General features: G+C 38.5%; 15 protein-coding genes and 1 tRNA gene. 7 read left to right on the top strand and 9 right to left on the bottom strand.

What is annotated here, in order from left to right; all coding sequences use genetic code 11:
- The 4 genes from GM920_RS03840 to GM920_RS03825 are packed head-to-tail and all read right to left on the bottom strand — an operon-like array spanning window position 1 to window position 5,455.
- The gene (locus GM920_RS03840) at window positions 1-2,157 is read right to left on the bottom strand and encodes a xanthine dehydrogenase family protein molybdopterin-binding subunit (protein ID WP_182953568.1); all 2,157 of its coding nucleotides are present in this window, start codon (window positions 2,155-2,157) and stop codon (window positions 1-3) included.
- Window positions 2,158-2,168: 11 nt separating this feature from the next.
- Window positions 2,169-2,786 carry a hypothetical protein gene (locus GM920_RS03835; RefSeq protein WP_182953566.1) on the bottom strand — a complete coding sequence of 206 codons (618 nt, stop codon included), beginning with the start codon at window positions 2,784-2,786 and terminating at the stop codon, window positions 2,169-2,171.
- On the bottom strand, window positions 2,783-3,256 hold the full coding sequence (locus GM920_RS03830; RefSeq protein ID WP_182953564.1) for a (2Fe-2S)-binding protein: 474 nt from the start codon (window positions 3,254-3,256) through the stop codon (window positions 2,783-2,785). The genes GM920_RS03835 and GM920_RS03830 overlap by 4 nt, the downstream gene beginning before the upstream one ends.
- A 48-nt stretch (window positions 3,257-3,304) precedes the next feature.
- Window positions 3,305-5,455: a xanthine dehydrogenase family protein molybdopterin-binding subunit gene (locus tag GM920_RS03825; RefSeq protein ID WP_182953562.1), complete on the bottom strand. Its 2,151-nt coding sequence runs from the start codon at window positions 5,453-5,455 to the stop codon at window positions 3,305-3,307.
- A 626-nt stretch (window positions 5,456-6,081) separates the two neighbouring features.
- Here GM920_RS03825 and GM920_RS03820 point away from each other — a divergent pair.
- Window positions 6,082-7,293 (top strand): MFS transporter, encoded by a 1,212-nt coding sequence (locus tag GM920_RS03820; RefSeq protein WP_182953560.1) that lies wholly within the window; start codon window positions 6,082-6,084, stop codon window positions 7,291-7,293.
- A 10-nt stretch (window positions 7,294-7,303) separates the two neighbouring features.
- Here GM920_RS03820 and GM920_RS03815 read toward each other — a convergent pair whose 3' ends face one another.
- On the bottom strand, window positions 7,304-8,542 hold the full coding sequence (locus GM920_RS03815; protein WP_182953558.1) for a carboxypeptidase-like regulatory domain-containing protein: 1,239 nt from the start codon (window positions 8,540-8,542) through the stop codon (window positions 7,304-7,306).
- A 184-nt stretch (window positions 8,543-8,726) separates the two neighbouring features.
- On the opposite strand from GM920_RS03815, the gene GM920_RS03810 reads away from it, so the two are divergent.
- Window positions 8,727-11,414 (top strand): non-ribosomal peptide synthetase, encoded by a 2,688-nt coding sequence (locus tag GM920_RS03810; RefSeq protein ID WP_182953557.1) that lies wholly within the window; start codon window positions 8,727-8,729, stop codon window positions 11,412-11,414.
- Window positions 11,415-11,435: 21 nt separating this feature from the next.
- Window positions 11,436-11,885 carry a GNAT family N-acetyltransferase gene (locus GM920_RS03805; RefSeq protein ID WP_182953555.1) on the top strand — a complete coding sequence of 150 codons (450 nt, stop codon included), beginning with the start codon at window positions 11,436-11,438 and terminating at the stop codon, window positions 11,883-11,885.
- Window positions 11,886-11,955: 70 nt separating this feature from the next.
- Here GM920_RS03805 and GM920_RS03800 read toward each other — a convergent pair whose 3' ends face one another.
- Entirely contained in the window at window positions 11,956-13,044 is a 1,089-nt protein-coding gene (locus GM920_RS03800; RefSeq protein ID WP_182953553.1) for an alpha/beta fold hydrolase, read from the bottom strand.
- A gap of 480 nt (window positions 13,045-13,524) precedes the next feature.
- On the opposite strand from GM920_RS03800, the gene GM920_RS03795 reads away from it, so the two are divergent.
- Window positions 13,525-14,229: a hypothetical protein gene (locus GM920_RS03795; protein ID WP_182953551.1), complete on the top strand. Its 705-nt coding sequence runs from the start codon at window positions 13,525-13,527 to the stop codon at window positions 14,227-14,229.
- Between the two features lie 78 nt (window positions 14,230-14,307).
- Here the strand turns inward: GM920_RS03795 and GM920_RS03790 are convergent, their stop codons facing one another.
- On the bottom strand, window positions 14,308-15,777 hold the full coding sequence (locus GM920_RS03790) for a serine hydrolase domain-containing protein (protein WP_182953549.1): 1,470 nt from the start codon (window positions 15,775-15,777) through the stop codon (window positions 14,308-14,310).
- Window positions 15,778-16,056: 279 nt separating this feature from the next.
- Window positions 16,057-17,484, bottom strand: a complete 1,428-nt coding sequence (locus tag GM920_RS03785) for an amidohydrolase family protein (protein WP_182953547.1) — start codon at window positions 17,482-17,484, stop codon at window positions 16,057-16,059.
- A 312-nt stretch (window positions 17,485-17,796) separates the two neighbouring features.
- Between GM920_RS03785 and GM920_RS03780 the strand changes: the two genes are divergently transcribed.
- The gene (locus GM920_RS03780) at window positions 17,797-19,086 is read left to right on the top strand and encodes a hypothetical protein (RefSeq protein ID WP_182953545.1); all 1,290 of its coding nucleotides are present in this window, start codon (window positions 17,797-17,799) and stop codon (window positions 19,084-19,086) included.
- 167 nt (window positions 19,087-19,253) lie between these two features.
- On the opposite strand, the gene GM920_RS03775 is transcribed toward GM920_RS03780, so the two are convergent.
- Window positions 19,254-19,326: transfer RNA gene (locus GM920_RS03775), tRNA-Lys, on the bottom strand.
- A 359-nt stretch (window positions 19,327-19,685) separates the two neighbouring features.
- Here GM920_RS03775 and map point away from each other — a divergent pair.
- Together map and GM920_RS03765 are read left to right on the top strand one after the other, a co-directional pair.
- Window positions 19,686-20,492: a type I methionyl aminopeptidase gene (gene map, locus GM920_RS03770; protein WP_182953544.1), complete on the top strand. Its 807-nt coding sequence runs from the start codon at window positions 19,686-19,688 to the stop codon at window positions 20,490-20,492.
- Window positions 20,493-20,628: 136 nt separating this feature from the next.
- The gene (locus tag GM920_RS03765) at window positions 20,629-21,174 is read left to right on the top strand and encodes an RNA polymerase sigma-70 factor (protein WP_235964422.1); all 546 of its coding nucleotides are present in this window, start codon (window positions 20,629-20,631) and stop codon (window positions 21,172-21,174) included.
- Window positions 21,175-21,217: the final 43 nt, after the last annotated feature.

The following is a 21,217-nucleotide window of genomic DNA, read 5'->3' as shown; positions in this document are numbered from 1 at the left end:
TTAAACTGCGCTCAAATCAAAAGGAAGTTTGCGAATCCGCTTTCCTGTTAAATCAAATATGGCATTAGTCAGGGCGGGAGCGAAGGCTGGTAAACCTGGCTCTCCAACACCACCAGCATTGGCCTCATTTTCCATGATGTATACCTCAATTGGCGGAATGTCTGTAATTCTTGGCATTTTATAGTTATAGAAATTACTTTGTTCTACGAGCCCATCTTTAAAAGTGATTTCATGAATGGTAGCTGCGCCCAGGGCCATGACGATACTGCCTTCTACCTGTGCCTTGATGATGTCAGGGTTTACATACCAGCCGCAATCCATTACTGCCCAGACCTGATCAATTTTAATTTTTCCATTTTCAGCTCTGGAGACTTTGACAATCTGGCCAACAGTACTGGCAAAACACTCGGTAATCGCCACACCAAAACCTTCATTTTTCTTTCTCTGCTTCCAGCCGGAAACCGCTTCCATTTTGTCAATCAGCAGTTGGGAACGTTCCTCTTGTAAATATTGTCTGCGGAGTGCTAAAGGATCTTTTCCGGCTGCTAATGCAATTTCATCCAAAAAACTTTCATAAGCAAAGCCGTTGGTTGAAGCATACACTGACCTCCACCACATCGTCGGTATTGGTGTTTCGAATTGCACCTCAGCAAAGCTGATATTTTTGATGCTATCATAATATGGTTTTAGAAAACCTTCTGCTGTACTGCGGTTGGCCTGATCAGTTTTACCAGCCCTCCAGTGGTCGTTGTTTTGACCTGCCATGCGGAATTTTAATGCAGTAATCTCTCCATCTTTAATTGCTCCCTGGCACCTGTAGGAAATTCCAGGACGATAGGGCCCCTGCGTAGCATCATCTTCTCTGGTCCATACCACCTGAACAGGAGCGCTCATTTCTTTGGAAATCATGGTGGCCTCATGGGGATAATCCATAAATGCTTTTCTTCCAAAACCACCACCTAAGAAGGTCATGTTTACAATAACTTTCTCTTTAGCAAGGCCCAATTGCTCACTTATGTAATCCTGCACCCATTCCGGAGCCTGAATAGGCCCCCAAATTTCTACTTTGTCGCCCTGATAATGGGCAACACAGTTTACAGGTTCCATACAACTATGGGATTGGTACGGAGTCTGGTATACCACATCTACAGTTTTTTCTGCCTGTTTAAGTATGGCATCGGGCTCTCCTTGTTTTTTTGCGAATAAGCCTTCCTGGGTTTGAAGACTATCTTGCTGACGTTTGTAAATGTCAGCAGTATTGATGTGTTCAAAGCCAGTATCGTCCCATGCTACTTTTAACGCTTTTTTCCCCTGCATAGCTGCCCAGGTAGAATTGGCTACTACGGCTACACCTTCACGGAAAGTTTTGAAAACACCCATGCGAACTTTGAATACCTTGATGACCCCCGGTACTTTCAATGCAGCGCTGGCGTCAAAACTTTTTACCACACCCCGTAGTCTGGGGTTACGCTCTACAGTAGCATACAGCATGCCGGGTAACTTTTTGTCCAGGCCAAATATGGCAGTACCATTTGTTTTTAATGGAGTATCCTGTCTGAGCAGGGGTTTCCGAATCAGTTTATATTCCGATGTTTTTTTAAGGATTACTTCTTTTGGTGTGGCTAGTTTAGAAGCATCTACAACAAGTTCTCCATAGTGGAATTTATTGCCGGAAGTTTTATGGAATACATGACCAGACGCTGCATAGCAGTCTGCCAGACTGACCGCCCATTTCTGTGCAGCAACACTGATCAGCATCACGCGGGCAGTGGCACTTAATTTTAATAGGTTCTTATAGGAACTCCGTATTGTTGAACTTCCTCCAGTTACCTGATTGCCGTATTTTTCGCGGTTACCTTGTGCGAAAACAATATTTACATCTTTCAGATCAACTTCGAGTTCTTCAGCTATAATTTGTGGAACCGATTGAAAAGAACCCTGGCCCATTTCGGCACGGTGGTTGAAAATCGTTACTTTGCCATTGGTATCAATATGAATCCAGGCATTAAGTTCTATTTCTGAACTTGCTGTTCCTGTAGTATTTATGATCTCTGCTTCCTTAGCGCTGGAAGGGAAATAGAAACCTAGACACAATGCTGTGCCTGCCAGACCTGAAACTCTGAGGAAATCTCTTCTGGATACCTGATTAGTGTTCATCTTGTTGGTTTTTATTGATTTGATTTAGGAGCGTAGGCGCCGTTATTTATCCAGGTTTCCCAGGCTTTTTTGAATTCTGCATGGCTCATAGGCGGTAAGGTTCTACCTTCTCCAGGCTTCCAACCCCAACGTACTAAACCATCCTCGGAATGTGCTAACAATTGCTTCATAGACTTATTGCCATTTTGCTTAGGATCAATGAGTTGTTTAGCGAGTTCAGCCGCGCTTTTACCTTGAAAAACCATTTTCATATTTGCTGGTGGTAAATGCCATTCCGCATTTCCGGGAGGACTGTGTTTACCGGGCGTATTTGAGGGCTGATGGCAGTTTCCACATTTCATGGCAAAGAGTCCTTTACCATCTTTCCCTCTCTTTGGAAACATTTCATGTAAATGACTATCATCTCCTTGTAAAGGGATATCTCCTGATGGATGACAGTTCATACAACGTGGACTCATCAATACACGGTAAACTTTTTCAAAAGCTTTAACAGAAGCGATGCTGTCTTTCTTTAAGGGCAGTGCAGATAATGGGAGCATAGCTTCTTTTTTACTTCCGCTGCGCCAAGCGAAAGCCATCACCCCAACCATAGTAAGGATGATGGACATGATCATGATTGATTTTTTCATTTCGCTTCCCCTTCCTTTTTTTGTAATTCTGCAGCCAGATGTATGGCTTTGCGAATGCGTGGGTATGTACCGCAACGACATATATTTCCTGCCATGGCATTGTCTATATCCTGATCTGTAGGGTTTGGGTTTTCTCGTAGCAATACTGCTGCAGACATGAGTTGTCCGGAATGACAATAACCGCATTGGGGTACACTCACCTCATTCCATGCCAGCTGAAGGGGATGGTCATTGTTTTTTGAAAGTCCTTCAATGGTGACTATTTTTTGTCCTGCTGCACGGCTCAGTTTGGTGACACATGACCGCACTGCTTCGCCGTTTAAATGCACTACACATGCGCCACATTGAGCAACGCCACATCCATATTTGGTGCCAGTGAGTCCAATAAGATCTCGCAATGCCCATAACAATGGCATATCTGGATCTGCCTCTATTTGATAGGGTTGCTGATTGATAGTTAAGGTGATCATACTGCTTGGTTTATAGTTAATGTTTTTGGTGTGTTTTTTTTAGGCGTTTTATTCAGTTTTTAATTGAAAAGGCATTTTTCTAAAGCGTGTTCCGGTAGCGGCAAAAATTGCATTGGCTAAAGCAGGAGCAAAGGGAGGCAGGCCAGGTTCTCCCACACCCTTTATTTTTCCACCATCGGCTAAAATATGAACCTCAATTTTTGGAGATTCATGAATCCGGAGCAAAGGATTGTCATAAAAATTATGTTCTGCTACTTCACCATTTTTGAACGTAATTCCAGGTTTTATAGCTGCAGTGAGCCCCATGATAATGGAACCCTCCACCTGGTTTTTTACATTGTCAGGATTGACCACTTCTCCCAAATCAATAAGGGCAATTACCCGGTCAATGGTGATGGATTTATCTTTGTGATGGCTAACCTCCACGACTTGACCACACAGCCCGGCAAAAAAATCCCAGATGGCTACGCCTCTGCCTGTTCCCTGCGGTAAAGGGGTATCCCAGCTGGAGAGTTCTTTAAGTTTTAGCAAAACTTTCTTGCTGTCAGAGGGCTTGGATAGCAATTCTAAACGAAAGTTCATTGGATCTTTCCCAGCTTTATAAGCCAATTCATCGATAAAACATTCATGAGCGAAAGCCAATGTGGAGCTGGTCACAGACCGCCATGCCGCAACAGGCACATGGCATTCTGCCCGCACATAGGTGGTCTTTAAATTTGGGACCTCATAGGCTTGTTCTCCAATACCCTCTACCATAATTGAATCCACTTTGGACTGATCATAGTCCGCCTGGAAGGACTCAAAATAAGAAGGACTGATTACTTTATGTTGAAAGGTCATCAGTTTACCTGCTGTAGAAAACCCAGCTTTCATCTTTGAAAATGTCATTGGCCTGAATGGGCCTTGTTGCGTGGTTTCTTCCCTTGACCAGATTACTTTCACTGGCTTATCCGTAAGTCTGGCAACGTTAACCGCTTCAATGATATAATCCATATAAAGCCTCCGTCCGAAGCCACCGCCGATAAATTTAGCATGGAGCTTGATGTTTTCTGGTGTAAAGCCTACATATTTATGTAAATCATTTGCACCAGTTCCGGTAACTGAACTTGGGACCTGTGTGGATGTCCATATCTCCAGCTTATTGTCTTTGATCTGAGCCACGCAATTCATGGGCTCTAAAGTATGGTGGGCAATCATCGGTGTTTCATAAAATGCCTCCAGCTCATTTTCCGGTAAAATCTGGGCGGTTTCAACCGATCCTATATTTTTGTCCGTTAATCCTTCCTCATCCCCAAGCTTACGTAGCTGTGCTTCATATTCCACAGAATTGAAAGTTTCATATCCTTTGGTGTCCCACTGAACCCTGAGTTTTTTGCGACCTTGAAGGGCATTCCAATAAGAATCTGCGATGATGGCGACTCCGGTATAGTGATATTTCCCTACAATTCTCTCGACGGCCGCCACTTTTTTTACTCCCGGAACCTTTAAAGCCTCCTTGGCATCAAAGGTTTTTAGTGTACCTCCAATCACCGGACACCTTACCACCAAAGCATATAACATTTCAGGTAAGCGGACATCTATTCCAAATTCGGCTTTACCGCAAGTTTTAAGCGGTACGTCAGGTCTTTTACTGGATTTTCCAAGAATATTGAAGTTTTTTGGATCCTTAAGTTTTGGCTCTTTTGGCAATTCCAACTTGCTTGCGTCTTCCACCAGCGCTCCATAAGTAAATGATTTGTTGGATGGTTTATGAATCACTTTAGCCCGATCTGCATAACAACTTTCGGGTGTAACGTTCCATTTATTTGCTGCGGCCAGAATCAGAACTTCCCTTGCTGCAGCACCGACTTTTCTCATGGCAAGATAGCTGGTTCTGATCGAGGCGCTTCCGCCTGCTCTTTGTCCGGTACCCAATTCTTTTTCTCCATTGGATTGCAAAATCGTCACCTGATCAAGCGTTACTTCCAGTTCTTCCGCAATTAATGAAGGGAAAGACTGGAAAGTTCCCTGACCCATTTCAGGCTTCGTATTGTAGATCGTGATCTTCCCATTCGCTTCAATTCGGATAAAGGGAGAAAAGTGCTGTAGGGCAGAACCAGCAGTGTGTTTTTGGGGCAGCCCCTTTGCCGATAGACCCAGCCATAGCGCAAAGCCTGCTGTTCCGGTACTCTTAATAAAATGACGTCTGCTGATTTTCATTGGTTTGGAGTTAAGGAATTGGTTAGGGTCTTTTCTTGTTCTAATCGTATAACCGATTGAAAACAATGTGTTTAAAATATAAGTTACGATTTTGGCCTTAAATATTAAAGTTATGCGAACAAAGATGTCAGCTATTTTTTACTCGCATATGATATCAATTACTGCTTTCGCTACCAATATCACTGATTACTGGTTTAATTAAATATTCTACTACTTTCTTAAGGTAAACATCATGAAATTATTCCGTGTTTTTTGAATATCAGGATCAACACGAAAATCAGGTGCTTTAAGACGAAAAGATAATCGTTGGCAAGATCAATGATCCGCTCATGTTCTTAGTCGGTTGTGCTTTCTATTAAAACAATATCCTTAAAGATGGAGTTATCTGTAGCAACAGCCATTCCGGCCTTTATTGGCTTTACTGAAAAAGCGGAATGGAAAGGGAGATTCGTTTACAGGATTTGTTGGCCAAATTTGGACAATTCATGTCCAATGAGCGATCAGCTTGGTTTATATCGAATTTTGCGAACTTCTCCTTTGACAGAAGTTCCATTTATATGTTGCACATAATAGCAGATTAATCAAAAAAGATTAAAATGGAAGCGCCATATACAAAGCCGTTCTACATGTTTTTCCTCATTATGCCTATGGGGATTAGCCAGGGCTTTGTAACGGTAGCATTGCCTTTTTTGCTAACGCGTAACGGATTTCCTGTAGCATTAACAGCAGGGATTGTTGCCATAGGAATTTCGGCTAACTTATGGCGTTTCGTTTGGGGACCGATAGTAGATTTATCACTTAGTTTACATAAGTGGTATTGGCTAGGTTTATTGGCCTGCGTTGCTTCATTGTTAATACTTAGTTTTATTCCCTTTACCCTAAAAGACGCTCCTTTACTTTCAGCAGTTGTTTTTGTATCGCAAGTGACGGCTACGTTTACGGTACTGCCTGTTAATGGCTTTATGGCAAAGCGAATTAAAGAAAATAGAAAAGGAAGGGCTTCCGGATGGTATCAGGCAGGTAGTCTTGCCAGCACGGGCTTGGGCGGAGGTGCCGGTTTGTGGCTTGCTACGCATTACAACCTGAAGCTTGCAAGTATCGTTTTAGGTATAGCCTCCCTTTTATTTGCAATGGTTATCCTGCTGATCAAAGACATTCCGCATGTTAAAGAGCAAACCCTAGCACAGGAAATAAAGGGAATGGGCAAAGATATGTTATCCATGATAAAATTACCCGTTGCACTATTTGTCATGATACTAATTGTTATGCCGATTGGAACTGGTGCTATGGCAAATTTATGGTCGGCGGTGGCAAAAGACTGGAATACTGATGCAGATACCGTTGTACTTGTTACTGGATTATTGTGTGGCGGTGTGAGTGCCATAGGTTGCCTGGCAGGTGGTGTGATTACAGACCGATGGGGTGTTTGGAATGCCTATTTGGGTAGTGGCGTTGTTTGTGCCCTGGTTACTATTTTGATAGCGGTGTTTCCTTATTATCCGGCAACTTATATTGTGGGTGTGCTCGCTTATGGGCTTTGTACGGGATTGATGTATACTGCTTTTACCGCGATTATATTTTTTGTAATTGGCAAAAAAAATGTAGCCACCAAATATTCTTTAATGTCCTCTTTGGGTAATTTGCCAGTGGTATATATGACTACTTTCAATGGCTGGACACATGATATGTTCGGTAGCAGGTACATGCTTTCCGCAGAGGCGATAGCAGGGTTAATATTTGTAATTATTTTCTTCCTTATTCTAAAGCGTATGAGGAAGAATAATTTAATTCCGGTGGTTGTTGAATCAAATAATCAGTTCGTTGCGGATAAAAATTAAATTCCTTAATCTACTTAGTATCGGTATCTGGCAAATAGTCAATAGGCAGCAGATCACCGAGACGCAGTTTGGCCCAGCGTTGCTCCAATTTTAAATTCATAGGGTTAAGGATGTTCCCATTCCGGTCAAAGAAAACATGGTCATCAAAAATGGAAATCAAACTAGCCATTTTATTCATCTCAGCTGTAGGCTTGAAAGATTCTTCTATATGGGAATTATCTTTCCCCAGCTTATGGGGGATATCTTTAATATAAGTTATATATAACGAGTTTTTAAATTCGCTGGTATCAGCTTTGATCCTTTCTAAGCCTTTTGCACCGTGTATAATTATATTTTTCCACTTTTTAATATAGTTGACATCGTTGTTTATTAGAAGCGCATATAAGCCCTTTTGATCGGTTACCTGCGCGATCTGTTCTGCTGTCCACTTTGTCGTATCTAATACTTCAATATAGCGAGGTTGCCGAGGTATCTTGTTCCAAAGCCTATTGGGTGATCGGGTGCCTGCAGCGACTAAAAAACCAGGTTCTCCTGCTCTGTTAATATTCTCTCCGATCACAGATCTAAGAAAGTGTTGCAATGAACCAGTATATACTTCAAGACGATTTTTATTCCAGTCCCGGCGTTCCTGATCATTGCCCTCCATCGTTTCAAATAAAACGTAGCCTACATAGGATATAATTTCCGTTTTTTCATTCCGTTCAAAATCTTCAACCAAATACTTCAAACGATATCCAAGGGCTTTATTCTCAATTACCATAAAATCCGTTGTGTAGGCCCTGAGGTTATTTTCTTTTCGATCGAAGTTAAGTTGGATCACTCCCGGATTAATGATGCGACATTGTCTGCCTAATTTTGAATTACCTAATAGCTCTCGCTTAAACATATCCATGTATTTACTACCTGGCTTTTTAGCGCTCATGATCACAACTTCATTTAATTGATTTCTTTTCTCCTCTATGGCAATCGTTGGTACTTTTGTATCAGACTGCACCGATATTGGAACACTATAAGTTTTGAAGCTTATCATGGAAACCATAAGCTCATAATGACCAGGTTGAACATTATAAATTGTGAAACTACCGTCCTTAGCTGTTTTTGTTCCATAATTCGTTTTATTTAAAAACACGGTGGCACTTTCCAGAGGTTTTCTATCTACCACATTTATTACTTTGCCAGTTATCGTAAACTGTGCAAGAGCTGCAATTGAAGTAGATAAAAAGAATAAGATTAAGAATATACTTCTCATAAGTTGGGCGTTAAAGGTTTCATAAGTTAATAAATTTTCCTGGTAATTTTTTTTAAACGGAGTGCCGTCTAAAAATATCCTTCTTCAATGATTGAAGTATTTGAAAACAGTTCTCTATTGCAATCTGTTATCAGTTAAAAATTGGTCAAATTTTTGTGTTTAATCATCATTAACTATTGAGTGAATGTCTGATAAATTATTTCATGCTGGATCTATGATTACAGATGAAGAAATGCGGGAACTAATTTTATTTAATAATACGATCACTCCTTATCCTAAACTTAAAACGCTTCATGTCCTGTTTGAAGAGCAAGTTTTGAGAACTCCGGATCATGTAGCTTTGATGCTAGGAGATGAGTCATTAACTTATAGAGCGGTTAATGAAAAGTCCAATCAGCTGGCAAGGAGGATTATCGAATTGGGTGTCAAACCCGGTGATAATGTAGGACTGCTGACCGAACGAAATTTTGACATGATTATTGGCATGTATGCCATACTTAAAGCCGGTGGAGCCTACGTACCTGTTGATCCCCACTATCCAATCGAAAGACAACACTACATCCTTTCAAACTCTGCAGTAAGCTTATTGGTGTCTGGTGGTACTGATCAAGTAAGTGTGCTGATGCCAGATTTAAAAATATTAAATGTTCGTGATTTAGTCTTAAATGAGTACAGTGCGCACAATCTCGACTTATCTATCGATAGTCAGCAATTGGCTTATACCATTTATACCTCCGGCTCAACCGGTAAACCTAAAGGTGTAATGATCGCGCATCATTCTGCCGTAAACCTGATTCAATGGGTAAATAACAGCTTTCATGTTGGAGTAAATGATCGTTTACTTTTCGTCACTTCCATGTGTTTTGACCTTTCTGTGTATGATATATTTGGAATTTTATCTGCTGGTGGATCATTAGTGATTGCAGCACAGGAACAGGTAAATGATCTTAATAAATTGTTGCAGATGCTCCAGGATTATGAGATTACTTTTTGGGATTCGGTACCCTCTACATTTGACTACCTGATTAGAGAACTGGAGTCAACTGATGTTGACTATAAACAGCATCATTTAAGGTTGGTGTTTTTGAGTGGGGATTGGATTCCAGTGAGCCTACCGGATAGAATTAAGCATTTTTTTCCGGCAGCTGCGGTAATCAGTCTGGGCGGGGCTACAGAAGCAACGGTATGGTCGAATTATTTCCCCATTGAAAAAATAGAATCCAGCTGGATTAGCATTCCGTATGGTAAACCTATTGCCAATAATTTCTTTTACATACTTAATGACCAACTGCAACCTGTGCCAATTGGTGAGATAGGAGAACTATTTATCGGTGGTGTAGGGGTAGCGCGAGGTTATGCAAACAATGCAGAAAAAACAAAGGCTTCTTTTGTGCCAGATCCCTTCAATAAGGATTATGGTGGGATAATGTACCGAACAGGGGATCATGGCCGAATGTTGCCTGGAATGAACATGGAGTTTATTGGCAGAAAAGATGATCAGGTTAAAATTCACGGATTTAGAGTTGAGCTTGGAGAAATTGAGCACTTATTGAATCAATCAGCGAATTTAAAAGCTGCTGTAGTGCTTGCAAAAATGAATAAAACTGGTCAGAAGGACTTGATCTGTTATGTCGTTCCTGCCGGGAAATTCGATAAGCATGCCAATGTCGATTATTTAAAGCAAAGATTGCCAGATTATATGGTTCCTGCGATATGGCTGGAGCTACAAAGTCTTCCCCTAAATATTAATGGTAAGGTGGATAGAAAAGCTTTATTGGATCTGGAAATTCCAACTGAGGTTTCCAAATCACATAAGGAGGCCGTTACTCCTCAGGAGAAAATAATGGTTGCCATTTGGCAAGACGTGTTTAGCCTTGAAAATATTGGTATTGAAGATGACTTTTTTGAACTAGGTGGACATTCTCTTATGGGCCTGCATATTATGTCTCAATTTGAATGGAAAACCGGTATAAAACTTCCCCTGGAAAGTCTATTTAAAACGCCAACTATTGCAGGCTTATTGGCATCTATAAGTGATAAAGAGGAAGAGAAGAAGTCGCATTCACTGATTCCCATTAAAGCCACAGGAAGTAAAATGCCTTTATACATCATACATGGGGATGGTCTCTATGTTTTGAGTTTTAAAGACCTTGCAAAATATGTAGATGCGGAACAGCCACTTTATGGCCTTCAGCCTGCAGACCTGAATGGAACTAATCAGCATACTGAAACTCTGGCTGATATTGCCAGTCATTATGTTAGTGAAATTATAGCACATAATCCCAATGGTCCTTATGCCGTAGCAGGTTATTCTTTTGGCGGGTATGTAGCGATAGAGATGGCTAAACAATTTGCTTCCCTTGGAAAGGAGCTGAAGATGCTTGGGATTTTTGATACAGATGCAGAGAATGTCTTTTATGCTAAGTCATGGCGGGTAAAATTACCAAGGAAAATTAAACGACAATTTCCTAAACTGCTCTGGATTTTTAAATCCTTTCTTAAGGATCCTTCAAGTACCTTAAATTACCAATATAACTTATTCACAAAAGGGCTGCGTAAATTGATATATCGGGTCGGTTTACGAAAAGATCCAAAGAAGGAGGGGGTCTACAGTCAAATCAATGCGATTAATCAAAAACACCAGGAAGCTTTTAAAGCGTATAACCTGGAGCCATTTAATAATTTTGTTTACCTTTTTAAAGCTAAAAATAGGGTTTATTTTGTAGACGATATAAAATCTTTAAGTTGGAATAAATATGCCATAAAAGGAGTAAAGGTCTATGATGTTCCGGGAGATCATGCTACGATGCTACATGATCCTCATGCTCAGGAATTTGGGCAGAAATTACAAGAAGCTTTAAATAACTGTTAATGTTGTGCTAAATCTGAGGCCATGACCATTCAACCAGTAACCGAAAACGATATTGAAAATTGTGCGCAAATATTTGTGCAAACCTACAATCAGGCCCCATGGAACTATCAATGGGATCTTAAAGATGCTTTAAATTATTTAGCTGAGTACTATTCTTCAGCCCAATTTAAAGGCTTTATTTTATATGATAATGATGTTTTTTCAGGTGCTATGTTTGCGCATACGAAGACCTGGTGGACAGGGCGACAACTTTATATTGATGAGTTATTTATCGTCCCTAATTCTCAAGGTAAGGGCTACGGAAAAGCTTTAATGAACTATGCAGAACAGTACGCCCTTGAAAATGGTTTAAGCACCATCACGCTAATGACCCATAAGTATATGCCATCGATGAAATTCTATGAAAAGCTTGACTATGTGCATGCGCTACCCTTTGTTATTTTATTCAAACAAATGGGAGGTAAGGGGTAAAATAGATGATTTAAAAGGCCATTAATCATGCGATTAATGGCCTTCTTTGCATTTTGATTTTAAATTTTGTTTAATTATGTTTCTTAAAAAAAGCAGTTAATGACTGATATAATTCTTCAGGAGCTTCGGCTGGTACGTTGTGAGAAGCATTTTTGATATAAACCAGTTGTTTATCTTTCTTAGGAATATTTTTCAGTGCTTTATAAATCATTTTGCCCGATTCTACGCCAATGGCATAGTCAAATTCTCCTTGAATCACTAAGACAGGAGTTTTAACAATGGCAAGTTCGTTTAATATATTAAGGTTATTGTAGGCTTCCTGACCGTGAAAAGCTTCATTGACGTATTCAAATCTTGACATAACTTTTTCTAAAAGCTCTGGTGTATATTTATTTCTGGTATAGAAACCTGGGTCTTTCAGCAACGCATCAATTTTTGCTTTCTTTTTAGGTTGAGCCCAATAAACATCAAATCCCAGTTCTTTTGGAAATTCATATCTAATCGTATTCATATCAACAAAGAAAGTTTCTTTAAACCCACTTTTTTCTATGGTGTCCAACTTTTTCAGAATTTCATTATATCTGTTTATTTTGGTAGAATCATTGGTTTTCTTGAGGAGTGTATTCGCTAATTGTTTTTCGTGTTTGATTAAAGCAAGCGTATTGTGTTGGATATTTGCAGTACCTGAATTGCTAATAAAAGAATTGATTTTTTCTTGATGTTTTATCAAATACAAAAAACCGTACATTCCACCCCAAGAAGAACCTAAAAGGTTTATCTTTTTGTTTGGATACTTATTTTTCACATAATCTACCACATGGTCTAAATCTTTCACAAATTGCGTGGTTGTGAGCATCGTTTTATCTTTCCATTCCTCAGATTTACCACATCCTCTTTGGTCAAAATAGACCATCAAATAATCTTTTTCAAAAACGTCTCTATAAAATTCGTGGTCTACGTTAAAAGCACCTGGTCCACCGTGAAGTGTTATAATTATAGGTTTGTCAGGATTACCAACAACTCTTGTATATAGGTTTGACTTTTCAATAGGTATGAAAAACTCGGTGTCTATTTGCTCGCTTTGGATTGGATTTTGTGCATCACAAAAATTTGAGAATACAAAAGAGAATATTAGGGAAAGTAATAGGATTTTTTTCATTATAGCTTGTTGTAGTTTATGTTTGATGGTTTTTATTAGATTGTTGGAACAATAGGATTGATGTCCATTGTATCGAAATTGGTGTTTTATTTATCGTTAGATTTTAGCCAATTAACAAGTGCATCAATGTCTACTAAATTATTTTTTGCAAGTAATTCTGTTGCGCTTTGGAGCTGTCCATTTTGTAAATGAAGAATAATATTTTCGTGTTGATTGTAATAGCAAACGTAATGATTTTTAGTAGTACTATACTGTTTCAATTGATTTTATTTGACTTTATGTGTGGTTTTTTGTTGATCCTTTTTAATTTCATTTTAAATTTTGAAATAATTTTTCTCTCATTGTCTGAAACCTATATTGCAGCCTTATCATCAATCCATCATCTAGATCTCGATTTTTCAATAATTGAAGCAACCACATTTTCTGTAGGTTGCTTTAGTTTTGTAGATTGCTGCATCTAGTACACTAGATTGAATTTTTATGAAGAGAATAATTGAAAGAAATCCCGTTATAATCCTTGCTATTCCGCTTATCATTTTCTTTCTAATAGGATGTGCGTTACTTTATTTCGCAGTTCATAAAATTGAAATCATTCCATTTTATGGCTGGATCGTCATTGGAGCTTTTATCATCATTCCGCTACTATTGACCTATGGGTACTTCTTTGGTTTCAGTCCTCGTAGTGATGTAGCACCTAATGGAAACCAATTGATTTTTAACTCAGATGGAATTAATTTTGAAAGGGCTTTATTTGACTGTTCTTGTTTCATCAAATGGAATAGCATTGATACCATTATTTATTCAGACTCCAGAAATGAGGATTACGCTGAGTATATCATTTTTGTAAATGAATTACCAATATGTACTCAAAAGGAAAACCCATGGAGGCTAAATAGGTTATTTCCCTTCAAGCAGAAAAACTTTAAAATAAGAATAAAAAGTGATGCTATAGGCTTTAAAGCGCTACCAGATCTGGTTGAAAAGTATTTACGATCAAAAGTTGATTTTGAATTTAAAGACAGTAGGAAAGGGGCTTTAATAGATTCCAAAACGTTTATGAAAGGAAATACGCATACCGTAATAGAAAAATGGAAGCCAGCCAGCAATTATGAACCTTTTGAAATGATATTCGACAAGTATAGCCGAACAGTTCATGATATTGAAAAACGGGATGGTGGAATATAGAACTAAAGGTGTAAATCACAGAGCGGCTTAGATTTCTCTAAGCCGCTCTGTGATCCGTTGGGATTCGAACTTTGTTCGTTATTTTCCTTTGTTATCAATTTGAATTTCAGTTTTCAGGTGATCTCTTGTCAAGATGACAGTACTTACCTTTCCATTGCTGAATTCGAACTTTAATAAGTTGGGATAATCCATGATTTTAAAAAATCCGTTTTTCAGATATACCAACTCATTGTCGTTTTTACTTCTAAAATGATCCAATATTGCAGATTCTACAAAAAGGCGGTTGTTTCTTTCCACTATTTTAGTTTCTGCTCCTTGTTCGTAAAGGAAATCGTTGTAGGTTTCGATGAGTTTTTGTTTTAAACTAGTTGGTATTTCCTGAACTCCTTCATTATGGAACTGTCCATTCCAATTCATTAAGGAAAGGATTGTGTTTTGTGTTTGTCCCATTACAGGAAAACGATTGGGCTTTTCTCCATTGGCAAGATAAGCAAAGCCGTTTCCATCTTTCATTGTCCCCATCACATTACCACCAACTCCAGTGTTGGAACCGTTGCAGGCAAACCAGTCATAATTATTGTAAGCAAAGGATTTTTGCCAACCGTAGCTCCATCCGCCTACAGCCTTTTTTAAAGCCGATACATCCGTCATGTTTTTTGCCACATGGTGAGAAATTACTTTGTTGTTTTTATTGCGCAAAGCATTTTGAATTTCTATTGCGATCTCAGCTAATTCTGTGGGTGTTGACCACAGTCCGGATGGGCCAACTTGAGGTGTGATTGGCAGGCCGGTTTTGATTACTTTTCCATCTTTGTCGTGAACCAAAGCTACATTGGTCAAAAATCCTTTTTCATTGGGCTGGATCATCGTAGTGTATTTTAAGCCAAGTGGAGAAAATATGTATTGTTTTGCGAGGGCTGCGATTGGTTTGTTGAAAGTGTCTTCCAAAGCCATTTGGATGATCGTGTAACCGCCGCCACTGTATTGCCAACTGGTTCCTGGCTCGAATAGAAAATCGATTTCTTTGTCATATCTCGGTATTTTTCCCAAAAGACTTTCTTCTAAAGTAGGGAGTTTGTCGCCTTCATAATAATCTTCAAAACCTTCCTGCGTGGTTCCAGCAGTATGATTTAAGAATTGTCTCCAGGTTGGACTATTACTTTCCGTAAACTTGCTCTTTGGCAGGTGCCATCTTTTTAAAGACTTATCAATTGGCTCATTTAGATCGATTAAGCCTTTTTCTTCCAAGATAAAACAAAGAAGTGCCGTGATTGGCTTGGCGATAGAAGCTGTAGAAAAAGCGGTGTTTTCATCTATCTTTTCTGGAGAATCCATCGACTTCAGTCCGAATTGTTTGGAATAAACAATCTTATAATTTTCAAAAACAACAAGGCTAAATCCCGGGAGCTTGTATTTTTCTAATTGTTGATCAATATGTAAGCTGTCCGTTAGAAAACTATAGTCTCTTTTTTTCGAGGAAACTTTGTTACGGATTTGGCAGCCTGAAATTGTTAGTAGAAGAATTAGTAAATACAGTGTGCGTTTCATGGTATCGAATTTTATGTTAAAAATCATTTCGATACAAACATGGGGAAGAAACTGGCGCTGTGCGACCGAATAAAAATAGTCGTACGCATTTGTTTCAAAAAACAAGTTCGAATAGTTACAAAGATAAGTACGAGTAATTGCAAAGTGTTGTTTTTCAATTATTTGCAGGGTGGTGTTGGCTTGCTTTTTATAACATTCTTTTAAAAGTACAAAAGCCGTTTGTCTTTCGATTAACGGCCTTTTTCTCTGTTTTGATTTTAGATCATGTGAAGTTGCTGATTAGCTCAGACTCATAAATTTAAGCGCTGTAAAATTATCCTTTTCCAAGACGATAGGCTGATAGAACTCCAAAATGTTTTTTTCAAATTCTTTAAAATCAGAATCCAGTTTTTCCAGTAGCTGGGTCTTTATTTTCCCATCTTCGAGATTGGAATAAGTAATGGAGTTGGTGACAACTTCTTTGATTTCATCATAACTAAGTTTGTACCGGTGGGCAAGCAGAACGTATTGCTCGGTAATACTTGTACGAAGTACTCCCTCATCATCAGTGCAAATTACGATTGGAATATGGTTTCTATAATAGATTTCCACCGGGTGTAAATCATTGGCAACACCAAGGATAAATTCGTTGCTCGACAAGTTGATTTCAATCACTGTTTTTTTCGCCTGTAGCTTTCGAATGGTGTTAATGAAATCATTATCATAGATGATATCGACTGCATGACCAATACGGGTAAGATTATCAAGGATTAGAGTCTGCCTGATGTGGGTACCCAAGTTTTCCGGTTGTACCATTCCACCAACCAATTCCCCAGCATGGACTGCATATCTTACTTTGGGGTATTTACCTTCCAAAAATTTGAAGAACATTGTATGCAGCCAATAATCTCTCATGGAAGTCTCTCCATTTTCAGCTGCGACAATATTGACACCTGAAATCAGGTTTGAGTTATCACTGGAGTGAAAACAGGCAAATAGTTCAATAAAAACATCTATAGGCTGCTTATACCTGGCTACATAGTTCTGGAAACGAAGTACAAAACCGTTGGTCTCTACTTGACTGTCTGCATGGAGCTTTTCAACCTTCCTAGTATGTTCATTTGCGGCGGTCGTAACTGGCTGTAGATATTCCTTAAAGATTTTTTCGAGTTCTAGGTTTAGGGCGCCAGTGTCTTTTGTTTTTTGAATGTCCAGGAACTGTTTGTCGAGTTCTGTTTCGTTTGGCAGTTGTATGTCTTTTGTGCTTAGTGTGATGAATATGGTTTCGAGGTAAGAAATTTTCTGATTCAGCGCACGTCGCTTAAGCTCATTTAAGCCATTAATATAATCTTCCTTACTGGGAAGGTTAAACTGGGTGAATGTGGCAAAAAAATGTTCGTCACCAGACTGGCTTCCTTTCACAAAATCTTTAATAGACCAAGCACGTAAAAGACTTAACTTGAGCTTTTCTTTGTTGATAACCTGGCTGATTTTTTTCCATTCTTTTTGAATCTCTGCTGGTAAGGTGGAAATATCTTTGGCTAGTTCCAGCGTTACTTCATTAATGAAAAAGTCTTTTTGGAAAACATAATCGATATAACTTTCTGTATAAATCGATCCGGAATAGTGGTGGTGAAGGTCTCCGCCTTTTGGCATCATACTGAAAAAACCAAATAAAGCGCTTCTGTTCGGGCGGATGGTTTCCAAGATTTCGTTAATTGTGTTCATTGTAGGTCTGGTTGGTTATTGAGATAAACTTAGGTTGAATTTTGTAATCATTAAATATGATATTCTGGTGCTATGTTATCCGTCAAATAGGTCTACAATATCGCTTTACCTTTACTTTCGGATTCACTGAAAAGATAAGACTTTAAAGTATCAAGTTCAAAGAAATTATTCAAAGAATGTCCTTCAGTTAGGATAAGGTTTATAGGATGGCAATTGCTTGTATTTAAAATAGATACATAGTGTTGGACTGGAGAAGGTTCATTATCTTTATTTTGCATAATTGATAAAGGTAATTTTAGAAAGACAATACTAATGAACAGTTACGCCGACAAAAACAACGTAAACAAAAGTCATGCGGTTGCCAACAATTTGACACCCCATAATGGTGCTAGTAAACCTACTTTTCAGTTTGTGGATAATCGACCTGAAGCTATTGCACAAAGAAAATTACAAGAGTTGGCTAACAACAGATTGCATGCATTTCCTCTGAAATCGACAGAAGGTGGTACATCAAAATCAGTTTCTGCAATTGACAATAAAATAGTTCAGCTAAAGGAAATTAAAATTAACGGAAATACTGTTGATACAGATAAACTAACCGAAGAAGAGCTGTCAAAACTACTTGATGAAAAAGATTTATCTGAAGAGGTTAAAGCCGATCTAATTATTGCACTCTATAAGACAAGGGGAATCACTTTTCCTATTGTTATTCCTAACGGTCATGATCACCAAGACAAAAAGTTCGAAGAAGAATTCAAATCGGGAGATTTGATATATGGTAGAAGCGAAAATAGAGCAGAATTTTACGATGTAATACCTGTGAGTGAAAGTAAATATGAAGATAATATAATTGATACCGCTAATGATCTGATTGGATTTGCAGATCCATTAAACTATAAGGATGAAAGTGATTTTAATAATAATCTCGACAAAAAAAGAGATGTATTGTTAAAAGAAATTGGAGACAAGAAAAAAGACTTAGAATCAAAGGAATCAGTCATCTCACAAGCAAATCAGTTTATGGGTAGAAGAAATGATTTAGCAAATAAAATCCTTCAATCTCAAGGGGTATTTCAATTACAAGGAGAATTAAAAAATTTAGAATTTACCTTGCTACACCTAGAAAAATCAAGCCCATATATTGTTGAAGTCTTTAAATGGTCAAATGACAAACTTTTCAAAGGCCTCGAATCGCAAGACCCTGCCATAGATTTGAAAAATCCAACCCAAGAATTAATTATTCAGGCTCGAACATATAGAGGATGTGTACGAGCATGTAAAAATGGTCTTACTTTAGCTCCGAATTCAACTACAAAGAGGATTCATTTTACTCTAGATGATTTGGACTCTTCAAAGGTAGTTGGTAAAGAAGTAAAAGTTCCTCTTTCCTTTTTTGGTAATAAACTCAAAGGAGAACCTGTGACATCCAAAGAAGTAAGAGCTGTTTCCAGATTTTTATCAGACAATGACTCAAGGGTGGCCTTAAACGTTATTCCATACAAGAGTAGAGAAGGTGTAAAATGGCCTTGGGAAGATCCCTCGACAAAAATGCTTTGGGGTAAATATATTGAACAAAGAAAACTGGCGAAAGAATTGGATTAAGAAAGGCCCAAAATTACTATGATAAAACCAAAACAGCATTCAATAGAGTAACGGCCTAGAACATCAAAAGAATAAATGTAGGTTAGCTCTAAAATTGAAAAACCCTGTTTATCGCACTGAAAATAGAGTTATAACAGAAAAGCCTCAGATTTCTCTAAGGCTTTTTGTGATCCCGCTGGGATTCGAACCCAGGACCACTACATTAAAAGTGTAATGCTCTACCAGCTGAGCTACGGAATCAATTATTATTTCGTTGTTTGGTATTGCAAAGATAGAAATTATTATGTAAAAACTGCCCTGGTGCTATTAAAAAGATGGTTTTCTCTGTTAATGCGCTGTAGCTGAGTTAAATAATTTTCCAATTATTTTAGCTCCCTTTAAATAATTTCAATTTCCTAAGAAAACCTTGTTTACAGCCCTAAAACAAGGTTTTTGAGTAAATCATTTGATGGTAAGTACTTTATCTCATTTTTCATGAAATTACACGGATATGTATATTATTTTCCTAGAAATATCATACTTCCCATATCTTTGTATTTCTAAACATAAAAAACAAATCTTCTGAATAGGCGAAAGGTTATTCAGTACAAAATAACAAAATGAGTATGTATAAGACGGATGAAGAAGTTGAGATTCAACGTGAAAGTTGTTTACTAGTAAGTGCTACAATTACAGAAGTGGCAAAGATTCTTAAACCAGGAATCACCACACTATCACTTGATGTAATGGCGGAGCAGTTTATCAGGGACAATGGGGCGATTCCATCTTGTAAAGGTTATCACGGTTTTCCTTACACCCTGTGTATTTCTATAAATGAACAGGTTGTTCATGGTTTCCCGAGTGAATATATTATAAAAGAAGGTGATGTAGTATCAATTGATACTGTTGTTGCGAAAAATGGTTTCCATGGCGATCATGCTTACACCTTTATCATGGGTGAGGTAGATCAGAAAGTATTGGATCTGGTTAGAATTACCAAAGAATCACTTTATATCGGAATCGAGCAGGCAGTAGTGGGCAACCGTACCGGCGACATCGGTTATGCGATAGAACAATATACCAACGGCAAACATGGTTACGGCGTAGTGCGTGAAATGGTTGGACATGGGGTAGGTAGAGAGATGCATGAAGATCCTCAGGTTCCAAATTACGGTAGAAAAGGAAGTGGTAAAAAACTAACTGAAAACATGGTATTGGCAATTGAGCCGATGATCACTATGGGTAGTCGCCATATCTTTACTGAAGAAGATGGTTGGACGATCTCTACAGAAGATGGTTTACCAGCAGTTCACTTCGAACACAATGTATGCGTTAAGAAAGGTGCTCCCATCATACTTTCCGACTATACACCAATTGAAGCAGCAGAAAAGGCAAATACAAATCTAAACAGCAGCTATTACAACTAATAGCTAGCATAGATCTAAAATCATTCACAGGCCGATCCTTTAACCAGGATCGGCCTGTTTTGTTTAAATATTTAGTACTCATTGTTTGTAATTAATCTAAATAACATATATTTGCCGCAAGTAGTCAACTCCAATTTTGCCAGAAAAAACAAACATAACCGCCACTGATACGACCACACGTATCAACCGACAAACTTTTGAAACCATCTACAATATGTACTGGGACAAGGTTTATGCGGTATGTTACAACAATATCAGAGACATTGAATCGGCAAAAGAAATGGTTCAGGATATTTTCAAGTCACTATGGGAAAGGAGAGCAGAGCTGGAATTAGAGCATGTAAGTAACTACCTCATCCGATCTGCTAAGTTTAAAACTTTCGAATACATCCGTAATAAAGTGAGCCGTGAGAAGCACATCTGTCTTAAATACCAGGATTGTAGCCACTCTTCCAATTGTACAGAAGAACATATTAATTACAATAACCTCAAGGAAAGTGTCAATCTGCTGGTCGATACGCTACCTTGTCAGTGTAAAAAAGTCTATCGGATGAGTCGGGAGCAAGGCATGAGTAACAAAGAAATTGCGGTTGCCTTATTGATCTCTGAACGCGCCGTAGAATACCACATTACCAAAAGCTTAGCTGCCCTAAGAACCCGCCTTGCCAATTATTCTGAATAAATATAACTTTGCTATTACGGAAAGTCCGTTGTTATGCTACTTA

It is taken from the genome of Pedobacter gandavensis, from assembly GCF_014172405.1.
GTDB lineage: Bacteria > Bacteroidota > Bacteroidia > Sphingobacteriales > Sphingobacteriaceae > Pedobacter > Pedobacter gandavensis.
The sequence above is the reverse complement of the archived record's forward strand: the minus strand, read 5'-3'. Positions and strand labels throughout refer to the sequence as shown.